Source organism: Caballeronia sp. GAWG1-5s-s (assembly GCF_023631445.1).
Taxonomy (GTDB): domain Bacteria; phylum Pseudomonadota; class Gammaproteobacteria; order Burkholderiales; family Burkholderiaceae; genus Caballeronia.
Genome location: NZ_JALQDC010000028.1, coordinates 101,554 through 114,921 on the forward strand (window position 1 = coordinate 101,554; position 13,368 = coordinate 114,921).

The window sequence follows — 13,368 nt, forward strand, 5'->3', positions numbered from 1 at the left end:
ACTGATGGCTATAACTCTTTCAGCATAGCCATGGATAACCGCGAACTGCTCAACCTCGCTTATCTGCGCGCGTTCAGGCTCGTGGCGCAGACGGGCAGCGCGACGCGCGCGGCCGCCGCCCTTTTTCGCGCGCAGTCCGCTGTCACGCGCTCCTTGCAGGAACTGGAAGCAGCCGTAGGCGAGACGCTGTTCGAACGTCGCCCGTCGGGCATGTTGCCGACACCTGCAGGTCGCGCCGTTCTTCTCCGTTGCGAACGGATCTTCGCGGAGCTCGAAGCGCTGGGTCAATGGTGCACCGCACGGCAGTCACGGCGACGCTCGGCTAACGGCAACGCGTTGCCTGCGTTCCTGCTGAATACGCGGCGGTTACAGCTATTCTCGGCATTGGCGCGTCATCGGCACATGCCGAGCGCCGCGCAGACGCTCGGCATCAGTCAGCCCGCAGTCAGCAGCGCGATCCGCATCATGGAAACGGGCGCAGGTATGCAATTGTTTTATCGCAGCCCGCGCGGCCTGTTGCTCACGAGCGAAGGCGAGACGTTCGTGCTGCACGTACGTCGCGCGCTCAACGAACTGCGCCACATCCCGGACGATATCGCGGCTCTGCGCGGCACCATTCAAGGCTATGTGACCGTCGGCGCGCTGCCGCTCGGCCGGACGCTGATTCTTCCGGGGGCGATCGCGCGCGTGGCCTCGCAGTATCCGGGCGTACGCATCGCCACGGATGAGAGCGCCTACGAACCGCTCGTGGCCGGCTTGAGAGCGGGCGATATCGACTTCGTTCTGGGCGCGCTCAGGCCGAACGATGCATCGAGCGGATTGACCAACGAGCGCCTGATGTCGGAGGACATGGTGGTCATCGCGCGGCGCGATCATCCGCTGGCTAAGGCCAAGGCTTTGACACTGAAAGAGTTGAGCGCCGCGCAATGGGTCTTGCCGCGTAGTCACGCGCCCGCACGCGGCATGTTCGAGGCGCAATTCAAGCGGCTCAGGCTCAAACCGCCGATGCCGACGGTCGAGACCGCCGACCTTGCCGTGATCCGTGGCTTGCTCACGCACACCGACATGCTCGCGGTCGTATCGGCCCAGCAGTTGTTCTATGAATGCGAGTCGAGGCAGCTCGTCGTGCTGGACATCGCGATGCAGAACACACGGCGCGATATCGGGCTTACGTTACGCGCGGGCAGCACGCCTTCTCCGGCCGCCCGCGCGCTGATCGACGCGATTCGCCTGACTGTCGATCAACTCGCGCATTCGGCGGGCGTCGCGAAGATATCGAAACATACGGCATGATGCGGCGATGCTGCCGACCGTTTCATCCATTACTCGTCTGGTACTCTTGAAACTCAATGAGTGATTCTTCGCGCGAAACTTCAAGCCATGAATGACCCCACAAGCGCTATCGACGCTATCCAATATGCTCAGGTGACCGGTAGCCTGTATCCGCTATCCATCGAATATCAATGGCTCAACCCCGAACTCAAAGACGCGCCTATTGCGGTATTTCTGCACGAAGGACTGGGTTCCATTGCGTTATGGAAAGACTGGCCGCAGTCGCTATGTGATCGCCTCGGTTGCCGCGGACTCGTGTATTCGCGTCCGGGTTATGGACGTTCGACGCCGCGTCGCGCAGACGAGCACTGGGCGGGCGATTTTCTGCATCATCAAGCGCAGGTCGTGCTGCCTGCGCTGCTGGATGCAATCGGCATAAACGAGAGCGAGCGCGCACGCATGTGGATCATCGGGCATAGCGACGGCGGGTCGATCGCCTTGCTTTATGCAAGTGCTTATCCCGAGTCGTTGGCGGGGGTCGCGGTGCTGGCCCCGCATGTGTTCGTCGAGCCGATGACCGTTCAGGCGATCACTCAGGCACGAAGCGCTTATGAGAGCGGCGCCTTGCGCTCGCGGCTTGAGCCCTACCATCAGAACGTGGATTCCGCTTTCTATGGTTGGAACGACGCATGGCTGGATCCCGCGTTCCTTCATTGGGACATTACGACGACGCTCGAATCCATCCGCCGGCCGCTGCTCGCCATTCAAGGCTACGACGACGAATACGCGTCCATGCAGCAGATCGACAAGATCAAGGCAGCGGTTCCTCACGCTCATCTCGTCAAACTGCCGGGCTGCCGTCATTCGCCTCACCGCGACGCAGCCGAAGCAGTGAATGAAGCCATCGCAGCCTTCTTCGATGCACAGCGCACTGCGTGAGTCAATTTTTCCGCCAGAGGCGTTCGGGGTTCGTTCGGCTACCGGGCAAGCATTTAGCTAAGTGTCCGATAAAGGAAACCTTGTCTGCGTTTATCGAAGGAGAAATGCCATGCTGCTTACCGATGAAGAACTCGCTCGTCTGGAAACCGTTGCGCCGTTCCTGCAGAGCGAAGCGCGAACATCCCTCGAATTCGAGGCGGACTACGACATCACGATGGAACTCGCGGAACATTTGCAACCGGGCTTGCGCGTGCGCGCTCCGGGCGCGACGGCGGCAACGGCCGCGGCGGCCGCACTTGCTGCTCCGCCGTATCCGCTCGACTTGTTCGTCGGACTTCCGCTCAGCGAACTGCGCTCGCTCGCGCATGCCGACGACCGGCGCCGCGATGACGCCATCGCGCTGTTCGGCGCAACATTTTCGCCGCGCCTCTTACGCGCCATTGCAAAGATGACGCCCAATGAAATCGACCTCGATGCCGGCGTGCAAAGCGAAGCCGGCACGCTCGCAGTGATGCTCGAAGAGAACGAAGGCGCATAAGCGGCACGCGCTCCGTATTTACCCGTGAACTCACGCGAGGCGCGCATTCGACGCGCCTTGCGTTGTTATAATCTTATCAACGTAAGACCAGAAACTCACATTCGGCGACGCGTGGAAAGCACTGCAAAACGATGGCCAAGATCGACCGCCTCCGCACGCTCTCGAGCGCATTAGAAAAACAAAACGTGATGCGTCTGCGCGATGCCGCCGCGCTTCTCGGTGTCTCCGAAATGACGGTGCGCAGAGACGTTGCGGCCAACCCCGGGCAGTTCACTTACCTGGGCGGCTATATCGTGAGCGCGGCGGACTTGCCGAATGCAGCGGGCTATACCATCGACGAAGAGAAGGATCACTTCGCGCAAGCGAAAGCCATTGCGTCGAGTCATGCCGCCCGCCTGCTCACGAACAACGAGACTGTGTTCATCGACTGCGGCACGACGTTGACGACACTAGCACGGCAGATTCCCGCTGAGATGCATCTGACCGTGGTGTGTTATTCGCTCAACGTCGCGGAGATTCTGCGCCGCAAGCCCAACATACGCATGATTTTGCTTGGCGGCGTGTACGTGCCTTCGTCGGAATCATTCGCCAGCGATGAAAGCGTCGAAACGCTTAGGCGCATGGGAATCAATAAGGCATTCATGTCGGCCGGCGGTGTCGATGAAGTACGGGGCGTGACGTGCTGGAACTTTCATGAAGTCGCCATCAAGCAGGCGGCCATGGCGAGCTCCGTCGAACGGCATCTTGTGGTCGATGCGAGTAAGTTCGGCAAGGTGAAAGCGGTGCGCTTCTCGCAGATCTCCGACTTCGACTCCGTCATCACCGAGGAAGGGCAACGGCGCACGGACTCACGCGAATAGCAGAAGCGTAAGTCCCGTAAGTCCAAATGCGCCGCGCGTTGCGCTACTGCCTGCGACCCAATGCGAAGAGCGTTCCTGCGATGAGAATGAATGCGCCGATGATGACCTTCTGCCACGTACTCGGCACGCCCACGAGAATCAGCACGCTATTGATGAGCGTGACGAGCACCACGCCGAGCAGCGTGCCCGTCACCGTTCCCGTGCCGCCGGTAATGCGCGCGCCGCCGAGAATCACCGCAGCGATGACATCGAGCTCCGTGCCGACGAGATCGAACGGATTGGCGAGCCGGTTCGTCGATACATGCAGAATGCCCGCTACGCCGGCGAGCAAACCCGTGTAGCCGAATACGAATAAGTGGATCGCGCGCAGGTTATAGCCGAGCCGTTCCGCAATGGCGAGACTGCCGCCCATCGCATAGACGCCGCGGCCCATCATCGTTCGATTCAGGAGCCACCATGTAACGATCGCCGCGATCACGAGCGCCAGCACCGACACAGGAAGGACCGCGCGCAAGCCGTCCGCCGTGTGGTAATAGAAAAGCGGCAAGCGGCCGAACACATCCATGCTGTGCGGAATGTTCATGAAGAACTGCGTGCCGACGAAGGTCAGCAACAAGCCGCGAAACAGGTATTGCGTGCCGATGGTGACGATCAGCGAAGGCGCTTTCAGCCGATGCACGAGCATGCCGTTGACCACGCCGAGCAGCACGCCGCCCAATGCGCCCGTCAACACGATCAGCGCGAACGGACATTCGGGCCACCATGCGAACACCGCCTTGGTGATCGAATACATCGTCAACGCAGCGATGGCGGTGAACGATACGTCGATCCCGCCCGACGCGAGCACGACGAGCGTCCCGAGCGCAAACAGCGACACCGTGGTCGCGGAATGCAGCATGTCGAAGAGCGTCGCGAACTGGAAGAAGCGCGGGTTGAGGCTACCCACGATCAGGCACGTGACGAGAATCAGCCCGACGGTGAACCACTCCGGCTTGCGCATCAACTGCGCGTAGAGACTGCCCTTGCGCACGCGCGGCGCGACATTGCTCACGGCTTGCGGCACGGTCTCGCTTGCGGCGCCGCGGATGGATTCGCTCATGCTCATGCTGCCTCAGAAAGTAGCGCGTGATACAGATCGGCCTCGGTCAGACGATCGGCGCGATATTCGCCGGCGACGCGGCCTTTCTTCATCATCAGAATGCGATCGCAGTTTTGCAGCAGTTCGGGCAGATCATCGCTGATGAGAATGATGCCGATGCCCTCCTTCGACAGCCGCTGCATGATGCGGTAAATGATGTCCTTCGAGCCTACATCGACGCCGACTGTCGGCCCATGCAGAATCAACACGCGTGGATTGATCGCGAGCCAGCGGCCGATCAGCACGCGCTGCTGGTTGCCGCCGGAAAGCGACTGCACTGGCTTGTCGACATCGGGCGTGGCGATTTGCAGATCCTTGACGGTGCGCTCGGCTAGCGCCTGCGCGCGCTTGCGATCGATTTGCCCGATGCGGTCGCGCAGGCTCGCAATCATCGCGGTCACGACGTTATCGCGGATGGGCTTGTCGAGAAAAAGCCCTTCGTTCAGGCGGTCTTCCGGCACATAGCCGATGCGTTGCGTTCTGGCATCCGCGGGCGATTGCAGGCGAACACGCATGCCGTCGAGCGTCACGACGCCGCTGTCCGCAGGCGCCACGCCCGCGAGCGCGCGCGCCAGTTCATTGCGGCCCGAGTCCAGCAGTCCCGTCACGCCGAGTATCTCGCCTTCATGCAGAGCGAACGATACGTCGGCAAACTGACCCTTGCGGCCGAGTTCCTTTACATCGAGCACGACGTTCGACGCACGCGCCTCGCCTTCTTCGCGGTAACGGTCGGTCGAAAGATGCTTGCCCGTCATGAGCTCGCTGATCTGCGCCTTCGTGTAGTGCTCGATCGGTCCTTGAGCCATCTTCTGACCATCGCGCAGCACGATGACTTCGCCACCGATCGCGTAGCACTCGTCGAGCTTGTGGCTCACGAACAGCACGGCCACGCCTTGCGCGCGCAGTCTCGCAAGCACCGCGATCAGGTTGTCGACCTCTTTCTGCGTGAGCGAGGTCGTGGGCTCGTCCATGATGACGAACTTCGCTTCACTCGCAATGGCGCGCGCGATGGCGACGAGTTGGCGCGTCGCCAGCGGCAATTGTTCGATCAGCGTCTTCTGGAACTCCGCATCGCCCGGCAAACCCACGGCTTCGAGCGCGCGTGCGGCGGTCGTCGCGAGCGCGCGCCGGTCGAACGTGCGCGCGAGCTTGCCCGCGTGCTCCGCGAGCTCGGAAGTCAGCGCGACGTTCTCGGCCACGCTCATGTTCGGCAGGAGCGACAAGTCCTGATACACGGTCTCGATGCCGGCCGACAATGCTTCGAGCGGCGAGAGCCGCGCATGACGCGCGCCTTCGATCACGAGCTCGCCTTCGTCCGGCGGCTGCGCGCCCGAGATGATCTTGATGAGCGTGCTCTTGCCACAGCCGTTTTCGCCGAGCAGGTGATAGATCTGCCCGCGCTGAAACGCGAGGCTCACGCCACGCAGCGCATAGACGCCGGTAAAGCGTTTATGGATATCGACGACTTCGAGGAGCGGTGTCTCTTGGGTCATGGCGTATGGATTCGGGCGGCGCGCGCGTCGAACGTCGAACGTCGAACGCTGTGCGCCGCGAACATCACATCAGTCGCATCAGAACGGGTATTGCTTGTAGTTCGTCTTGTCCACGTCCACCCAGCCGGTGCCGCGAACGATCACGCCCTTGCCCGGCCCTTTGCTCACCGTGACCTTGTTATAGCCGGTAATGCCGAGGTCCGCGCCGTTCTCCACCGTCTTGCCGTCGACGAGCATCTGCGCCACCTTGTTCATCGCGATGCCGGCGAGCTTCGGGTCCCAGAATGCGATGCCGTTGATGGCGCCGCTTTCGAGGAACTTGCCCGCTTCGGTGGGCAGACCCGTGCCGTACACGCAGATCTTGCCGACCTTGCCGGCCTCTTCCACCGCGCGCCCGATGCCGATCACATCCAGTGACGACGAGCCCTGAAAACCGGTCAGATCCGGATGCTTGCGCAGCACTTCCTTCGCGACCTGATACGCGCGCTCGCCGTCGTTATTCGTTTCGAGCTTCGGCTCGACGAGATCCATCTTCGGATACTTCGCCTTTGCGTTGCCGATGCCGCCGTCCGCCCATTGCACCTGCGAGCGGCTGCCGAGCGAGCCGACCAGCACCGCCCACTTGCCCTGCTGCCCCATGCACTTCGCGAGACGTTCGTTCAGGCCCGCGCCGTATGCCGTGTTGTCGAACGCTTCGATATCGACCATCGTGTTCTTTGCGTTGTCGGCTTCATGCGTGACCACCTTGATGCCGCGATCCATCGCCTTCTTGAGCGCGGGTTCGAGCGTCGGCGGATCGTACGGAACCACTGCAATCGCAGTGACTTTCTTCGCGATCAAGTCCTCGATGATCTTCAATTGCTGCGCGGCGTCGGCGCGGCCGGGTCCGGTCTGATAGACGTTGATGTTCGGGTTCGCCTTGCCGAACTCTTTCACGCCGTCGTCCATGCGATTGAACCAGTTGATGCCGGTCACCTTGACGACCGTGACGATGGTTTCGTTCGTCGCGGCCTGGGCGGCCATGACCGCGCCGGCAGCGAGCGCAATGGCGGTCAGCGCGGTGCCGAAAGTCTTGAGCTTCATCGTGTTGTCTCCTTTATGTTTGGAATGTCGTTCGATGGTCTTTTGAAGCAATCACACAGCGAGTGGTCAACGTCCCGTCGATGCTGGCGGCGGTGGAATCTTGGATGTGGGCCTGGCGCCGCCGATGCCGAAGATCGCGCGCACGCGTTCGCCACCCGCGAAGGCGAGCGACGCGAGCAGCAGGAAGCCCCACGCGCAATCGCCGAAAAACTGGGAGACGCCGAGCAGATTGAAGAGACTCGACAGGAATTGCAGGACCGTTGCCGCGAGAAACACGCAGACAATGCGTCCATAGCCGCCCGCCGGATTCACGCCGCCCATCACCGCGATCAGGATCGCGATCAAGAGATAAGAGTTGCCGTAATCCCACTTCGCGCTGGACGTATGCGTTGCGCTGATGAGACCCGCCAGCGATGCGAGCACGCCGCACATGCCGTAAGTCAGAATCAGCATGCGCGCGCGCGGAATGCCCGCATAGAAGGCGGCTTTGGGATTCGTGCCCATGAGGTAAAGCCGCAGGCCGAACGGCGTGCGCTTGAGCACCCAGCCGAGCCCGAGCACCGCCGCAATGAAGATCCACAGCGAAATGGGCACCTGAAGAAACGTGCCATTGCCGATGTTCGAGAGCGGATCGACATATTCGACTCGCACCGATGCGCCGTTGCTCAACACGACGGCAATGCCCGTGAAGAGCAACTGCGTGCCGAGCGTGCAGAGAATCGGCGTCAGCCTGAGCTTGGCAATGACCACGCCATTCAGCAGGCCACCGACCACGCCCATCGCAACAACGATGCCGACGAACACGGCCGTATAGAGCGCGGGCGAATCGTCGGCGGAGACGATATGCGGCAGAGCCATCGCCGCGACCATGCCCGAGAGGTTCGCGAGGCCGACGCCCGAGAGGTCGATGCCGCCATTGCCCGAGACCATCGACAACATGATGCCGAGCGCGAGCAAGCCGAGTTCGGGCAATTGGCCGCCCATCGACTGAAGATTGTCGATGTCGAGAAACTGGCCGTGCGAAAGCCATGTCGCGACGATCACGACCAGCAGATTCACGCCGATCAGAAAGTTGAACTGCCGGTCAGCGAGCCACTTCGACGCCTTCATTGCGTCACGCTCCTTTCGCTCAACAATGCATTGATTTCGTCGAGGCGAGGCATCGAGGGCGCGGTGCCTGGCCGCGTGACCGAGATGCTCGCCAACGCGCATCCGAAGCGGACCGCATCGAGCGCGCTGTCGCCGCGCGCGAGCGCCGCCGCGAAACCACCGGTGAAGCCATCGCCCGCGCCGGCCGTTTCGACCACGCGCCCGCATTCGAACGCAGGAACCAGCACCGATTCGTTCGCGCTATGCAAAAGCGCGCCCGCCTCGCCCAACGTGATGATCGCCGCGCGCGCGCCCTTGCTCAACAGAACATTAGCCGCGCGACGCGCATCGTCGACAGACTTCACGGCGACTCCGGTCAACGCCGCCGCCTCGGTTTCATTCGGCGTGATGTAGTCGCAAAGCGGATAGATATCGTCGTCGAGCGCGAGCGCAGGCGCCGGGTTGAAGACGGTCGTCACGCCATGCTTCCGGGCCAGTTCGAGCCCGCGTTTCGCGGCCGGAACCGGCTGCTCCAGTTGCGTGACAAAGACGGCTGCCTTCGCGATGTCCGCTTCGATCGCATCCACGTCATCGGGGCCGAGCGTGCCGGCCGCGCCCGCCGCGACGATGATCGCGTTGCCGCCGGTGTTCTCGTCCACATAGATATGCGCGGCGCCGGTCGCGATATCGTCTATCACGCTGGCGCGCGATGTGATGCCTTCGGCCGCCCACGTGGCTTGCGCGATCTTGCCGAACACATCGTTGCCGATGCGCGTGCAGAAGACGACGTCCGCGCCCGCGCGAGCGGCGGCCACGGCCTGATTCGAACCCTTGCCGCCCGGTCCCATCGCAAACGCGGAGCCCGCCACCGTTTCGCCAAGCAAGGGCATGCGCTGCGCGCGAAAAGCGAGGTCCGTCACATAGATGCCGAGGATGACGACGCTGCCGCTCATGGCGCGTCCCCTTGCGGCGCATCCGGCGCGAGCTGCACGCCTTTCTTGAAGATGAAACAGCCGTAGCCGCGCGTCTCGCCCGTGCGGATGACGCAATACGCCTTCTTCGCGCGTTCATAGAACGCGAAGCGTTCGATCGGCGCGAACGCCACTTCGCGGGCTTCCGCGTGATCGACTTCGCGTTGCGCTTCGCGCTGCACGGCGGGTAACGCGGTCGCGTCGCCGACGACTTCCATGCGGCCTGCGGGATCGTCCACGAACGTGTCCAGCGGCATCACCGACAACACCGCGCGCACGACGCGCGGCGCATTCGCGCCGTCGATCCGCAAGAGCTTGCCGAGCACCGTCTGGCGCGCGACCGAATCGCCGGGAAAGTTCGCGTCGCAAATGACGACTTCATCGCCGTGTCCCATCGCGGCGAGCGCGTAGAGAATGTCGGCGTTCAGAAGCGGGTCAATGTTCTTCAGCAAGAGCGTCTCCTCCATGCATGGCGCGTCCTGTTTTCGGATCTGCGCCGTTGAACCTCGGATTACGAGTGCCGCAAATCAATCTCCATACGGCACCCAGATATTCTTGACTTGCACGGCTTGGCGCAAGAAGGGCAAACCTTCACTCGATGCATCATGCCAGTCGAACAGTCGTCCGTGATCGACAAAGGTTCGCTTCAGATTGCCGACCGATTCGCGCTCGGCCATCGCCGAAAGCGCCGCGCCATTGAAGCACCAGAGCGCGTCGACGTCATCGTGCTGGGCGAGCGTTTCGCCAAGCGAGCGCGCGTCGCCGGTCACGATGTTGAGCGCGCCGCCCGGCACGTCGGACGTATCCGCGACCTGATAGAAATCTGTCGCCATGAGCGGGCACGTCATGCTCGGCACCGCCACGACCGTATTGCCCAGCGCGAGCGCGGGCGCGATCAGCGAGACGAAACCGAGCAACGGCGCTTCGTCCGGACAGATGACGCCGATCACGCCGACCGGCTCGTGCATCGCCAGCGCGACGCCATGCAACGGCGGCGCATGCACCGCGCCGTCGAACTTGTCGGCCCACGCTGCGTACGTGAACAAGCGGGCAATCGACGCCTCGACTTCGCGCTTCGCATCGCGTTCGCCGGAACCCGCGCGCGTCACGAGTTGGCGCGCGAATTCCTCCGCTCGCGCGCTCAGATTCTCCGCGAGGTAATACAGCACCTGCGCGCGGTTGTGCGCGCTCGCTGCCGCCCATTTCGTCATGCCGCGCGCCGCCGCCACAGCATTGCGAATGTCCTTGCGATTGCCCTCGGCCACTTCGCCGACGATCTCGCCCGCAGGCGAGCGAACGAGCCGCGAGTAACCGCTATCCGGCCGCGTCTGCTTGCCGCCGATGAAGAGCTTCGCCGTGCGGTCGATCGCGCTGACATTAGCCGACTCCATCAGCGAGTCCGGCTCGACGGGCGGCGCTTGCGTGTCGGAGCGCATCGGCAGCTTGGACCATGCGCGCGGCTTGAGATATTCGTATATGCCCTCGCGTCCGCCTTCCCGCCCGAAACCGGACTCGCGATAGCCGCCGAAGCCCACTGCCGCATCGAACAGATTCGTCGCGTTGATCCATACGACACCGCACTGCAGGCGCGGCGCGACGTCCAGCGCGCGGCTGATGTTCTCGCTCCAGACGCTCGCGGCGAGGCCATAGCGCGTGTTGTTCGCCAGGGCGACGGCTTCGTCGGGCGTGCGAAAGCTCATCGAGACGAGCACGGGCCCGAAGATTTCTTCTTGCGCAAGCGTCGATGCCGGCGCGACGTTGGTCACCAGCGTCGGCGCGAAGAACGCCCCGCCTTCGGGCAACGCGAGACGCGAGGGCTGATGAATCTCGCATCCTTCGCTTTCGCCCTTCGCCACGAGCGCGCGGATGCGTTCGAGTTGCACGTCATCGACGATGGCGCTCATGTCGACGCCCTTGTCCAGCGACGGCCCGACGCGCAGCGTTTCTATGCGGCGCTTGAGCTTGTCGATAAAGCGTGCTTCGATGCCTTCCTGCACGAGCAAACGCGAACCCGCGCAGCACACCTGGCCTTGATTGAACCAGATCGCATCGACGACGCCTTCCACAGCCGAGTCGATATCGGCGTCGTCGAACACGATGAACGGCGACTTGCCGCCCAGTTCCAGCGTGAGCGATTTGCCCGAGCCCGCTGTCGTCGAGCGAATCTGGCGGCCGACTTCGGTCGATCCGGTGAACGCGATCTTCGCGACGTGCGGATGCTCGACGAGCGCCGCGCCCGTGCGGCCATCGCCGGTCACGACGTTGAGCACGCCCTTGGGCAAGCCGGCGCGGTGCGCGAGTTCCGCGAACAGCAACGCCGTGAGCGACGTGTATTCCGCGGGCTTGAGCACGACGCAATTGCCGAGCGCGAGCGCCGGCGCGATCTTCCACGCGAGCATCAGCAGCGGAAAATTCCACGGCACGATTTGCCCGATCACGCCGAGCGGCGCCCAGTCCGCGAACTCGCGATCCTGCAATTGCGCCCAGCCCGCGTGATGCAGAAAATGCCTTGCGACGAGAGGGATGTCGATGTCGCGCGATTCGCGAATCGGCTTGCCGTTATCGAGCGATTCGAGAACGGCGAAGAGGCGGCTATGCCTTTGCACCATGCGCGACAGTGCGTACAGGTGCCGCGCGCGGCCCGCACCGCCGATGCCTTGCCATGCTTCCAGCGCATCGTGCGCGGCTTGCACGGCGGCATCCACGTCGCCGCTCGATCCTTGCGCAATCGACGCGAGCACGCGGCCCGTCGCCGGCTCGCGCGAATCGAAGCGATGTTCGTCCCCGCCGTCTCGCCATGCGCCGTCGATGAAATGGCCGAAGCGTCCGGCGTGTTGATCGAGCCATGCGCGCACGGCGCGATCGTCTTCCGGTGCGGGTCCGTATTCCATCGAAGAAAAGTAGTGGGCTACGCTCATGAGGCTTGTGTCTGTATTGGGCTGGTTCAGGCGACCGGATGGCGGTTGAACGCCGAATAGCGCCCGCTCACGTGATGTTCGAGTTGCCGCTCGATATCGGCAAGCAGGCTGGACGCGCCAATGCGAAACAAGTCCGCTTCGAGCCATTCGCGCCCGAGTTCCTCCTTCATGAGAATCTGATAGTTCAGCACCGATTTCGCGGTCGACACGCCGCCCGCCGGCTTGAAGCCGATCGCGATCCCCGTGCGCGCCAGATATTCGCGAATCATGCGCACCATCACGAGCGACACGTCGAGCGTCGCATTGACGCCTTCCTTGCCCGTGGATGTCTTGATGAAATCGGCGCCGGCCATCATGCAGATCATCGAAGCCTTTGCAACGTTGGAGAGCGTGCGGATGTCGCCGGTGCCGAGAATCGCCTTGACGTGCGCGTCGCCGCAAGCCGCGCGGAAGTCGCGCATCTCGTTGTAGAGCGCTTGCCAGTTTCCGGTCAGCACGTGCTCGCGCGTCACGACGATGTCGATCTCCTTCGCGCCGTCCGCCACCGATGCTTCGATCTCGCGCAGCTTGAGCGCATGCGGATTCAGGCCGGCGGGGAATCCGGTGGACACGGCGGCGACCGGAATGCCGCTATCGGCGAGCGCGTCAACCGCCGTCTTGACGAAGCGGTGATAGACGCACACGGCGCCTGTCGTGATCGGCTGATCCGACATGCCGAGCGCGTCGAGCAAGTCCTCGCGCAGCGGGCGGCGCGCCTTGGCGCAGAGCCGTTGCACGCGCGCGGTGGTGTCGTCGCCGCTTAGCGTCGTGAGGTCGATGCAGGTGATCGCCTTCAAGAGCCACGCCGCCTGCGCGTCTTTCTTGACGGAGCGACGCAGGCCGAAGCTCGCTGCCCGGCGCGCGACCGCCGATTGATTGACGCGCAGTCCTTCGAGCCATGCGAGGTCGAAAGGGACGCCGGGATTGCGCGCGCGCGTGGCCGGGTGAGCGGTTCCGGGCCACGCGACGATGGACTTCGATGCGGTTTCCAGCATGAGATCGGTAGGCTGTGCGCTTGCGCAACGCAC

12 protein-coding genes are annotated in these 13,368 nt (G+C 63.1%); 4 read left to right on the top strand and 8 right to left on the bottom strand.

Annotation, left to right across the window (positions count from 1 at the left end; genetic code table 11):
- Window positions 1–30: 30 nt before the first annotated feature.
- From NCR34_RS19825 to NCR34_RS19840, 4 genes are all read left to right on the top strand, one after another.
- Window positions 31–1,293, top strand: coding sequence for a LysR family transcriptional regulator (locus tag NCR34_RS19825; protein WP_248324308.1), 1,263 nt, complete (start codon window positions 31–33; stop codon window positions 1,291–1,293).
- A gap of 87 nt (window positions 1,294–1,380) precedes the next feature.
- Complete coding sequence (locus NCR34_RS19830) at window positions 1,381–2,211, top strand: alpha/beta fold hydrolase (protein WP_248324794.1); 831 nt, start codon at window positions 1,381–1,383, stop codon at window positions 2,209–2,211.
- Between the two features lie 109 nt (window positions 2,212–2,320).
- Window positions 2,321–2,749: a hypothetical protein gene (locus tag NCR34_RS19835; RefSeq protein WP_248324309.1), complete on the top strand. Its 429-nt coding sequence runs from the start codon at window positions 2,321–2,323 to the stop codon at window positions 2,747–2,749.
- Window positions 2,750–2,880: 131 nt separating this feature from the next.
- A complete protein-coding gene (locus NCR34_RS19840; RefSeq protein WP_206470872.1) occupies window positions 2,881–3,609 on the top strand; it encodes a DeoR/GlpR family DNA-binding transcription regulator in 729 nt (242 codons plus the stop codon).
- Between the two features lie 43 nt (window positions 3,610–3,652).
- Here NCR34_RS19840 and NCR34_RS19845 read toward each other — a convergent pair whose 3' ends face one another.
- The 8 genes from NCR34_RS19845 to deoC form a co-directional block, all read right to left on the bottom strand.
- Complete coding sequence (locus tag NCR34_RS19845) at window positions 3,653–4,714, bottom strand: ABC transporter permease (protein ID WP_371747498.1); 1,062 nt, start codon at window positions 4,712–4,714, stop codon at window positions 3,653–3,655.
- A complete protein-coding gene (locus NCR34_RS19850; protein WP_248324310.1) occupies window positions 4,711–6,240 on the bottom strand; it encodes a sugar ABC transporter ATP-binding protein in 1,530 nt (509 codons plus the stop codon). Before NCR34_RS19850 ends, NCR34_RS19845 begins: the two co-directional genes overlap by 4 nt.
- 78 nt (window positions 6,241–6,318) lie before the next feature.
- The gene (locus tag NCR34_RS19855; RefSeq protein WP_175945355.1) at window positions 6,319–7,323 is read right to left on the bottom strand and encodes an autoinducer 2 ABC transporter substrate-binding protein; all 1,005 of its coding nucleotides are present in this window, start codon (window positions 7,321–7,323) and stop codon (window positions 6,319–6,321) included.
- 66 nt (window positions 7,324–7,389) lie between these two features.
- A complete protein-coding gene (locus tag NCR34_RS19860) occupies window positions 7,390–8,433 on the bottom strand; it encodes an ABC transporter permease (protein ID WP_248324311.1) in 1,044 nt (347 codons plus the stop codon).
- Complete coding sequence (rbsK, locus tag NCR34_RS19865; protein ID WP_248324312.1) at window positions 8,430–9,365, bottom strand: ribokinase; 936 nt, start codon at window positions 9,363–9,365, stop codon at window positions 8,430–8,432. The genes NCR34_RS19860 and rbsK overlap by 4 nt, the downstream gene beginning before the upstream one ends.
- Window positions 9,362–9,835 (bottom strand): RbsD/FucU family protein, encoded by a 474-nt coding sequence (locus NCR34_RS19870; protein ID WP_248324313.1) that lies wholly within the window; start codon window positions 9,833–9,835, stop codon window positions 9,362–9,364. The genes rbsK and NCR34_RS19870 overlap by 4 nt, the downstream gene beginning before the upstream one ends.
- Before the next feature lie 75 nt (window positions 9,836–9,910).
- Window positions 9,911–12,301 (bottom strand): aldehyde dehydrogenase family protein, encoded by a 2,391-nt coding sequence (locus tag NCR34_RS19875; RefSeq protein ID WP_248324314.1) that lies wholly within the window; start codon window positions 12,299–12,301, stop codon window positions 9,911–9,913.
- Window positions 12,302–12,327: 26 nt separating this feature from the next.
- Complete coding sequence (deoC, locus tag NCR34_RS19880; RefSeq protein WP_248324315.1) at window positions 12,328–13,335, bottom strand: deoxyribose-phosphate aldolase; 1,008 nt, start codon at window positions 13,333–13,335, stop codon at window positions 12,328–12,330.
- Window positions 13,336–13,368 lie beyond the last annotated feature (33 nt).

What these genes read in the sequence shown, in the direction of transcription:
- NCR34_RS19825 (WP_248324308.1), top strand. Translation starts at nt 31, where the DNA reads ATGGATAACCGCGAACTGCTCAACCTCGCTTATCTGCGCGCGTTCAGG.
- NCR34_RS19830 (WP_248324794.1), top strand. Translation starts at nt 1,381, where the DNA reads ATGAATGACCCCACAAGCGCTATCGACGCTATCCAATATGCTCAGGTG.
- NCR34_RS19835 (WP_248324309.1), top strand. Translation starts at nt 2,321, where the DNA reads ATGCTGCTTACCGATGAAGAACTCGCTCGTCTGGAAACCGTTGCGCCG.
- NCR34_RS19840 (WP_206470872.1), top strand. Translation starts at nt 2,881, where the DNA reads ATGGCCAAGATCGACCGCCTCCGCACGCTCTCGAGCGCATTAGAAAAA.
- NCR34_RS19845 (WP_371747498.1), bottom strand. Translation starts at nt 4,714, where the DNA reads ATGAGCATGAGCGAATCCATCCGCGGCGCCGCAAGCGAGACCGTGCCG.
- NCR34_RS19850 (WP_248324310.1), bottom strand. Translation starts at nt 6,240, where the DNA reads ATGACCCAAGAGACACCGCTCCTCGAAGTCGTCGATATCCATAAACGC.
- NCR34_RS19855 (WP_175945355.1), bottom strand. Translation starts at nt 7,323, where the DNA reads ATGAAGCTCAAGACTTTCGGCACCGCGCTGACCGCCATTGCGCTCGCT.
- NCR34_RS19860 (WP_248324311.1), bottom strand. Translation starts at nt 8,433, where the DNA reads ATGAAGGCGTCGAAGTGGCTCGCTGACCGGCAGTTCAACTTTCTGATC.
- rbsK (WP_248324312.1), bottom strand. Translation starts at nt 9,365, where the DNA reads ATGAGCGGCAGCGTCGTCATCCTCGGCATCTATGTGACGGACCTCGCT.
- NCR34_RS19875 (WP_248324314.1), bottom strand. Translation starts at nt 12,301, where the DNA reads ATGAGCGTAGCCCACTACTTTTCTTCGATGGAATACGGACCCGCACCG.
- deoC (WP_248324315.1), bottom strand. Translation starts at nt 13,335, where the DNA reads ATGCTGGAAACCGCATCGAAGTCCATCGTCGCGTGGCCCGGAACCGCT.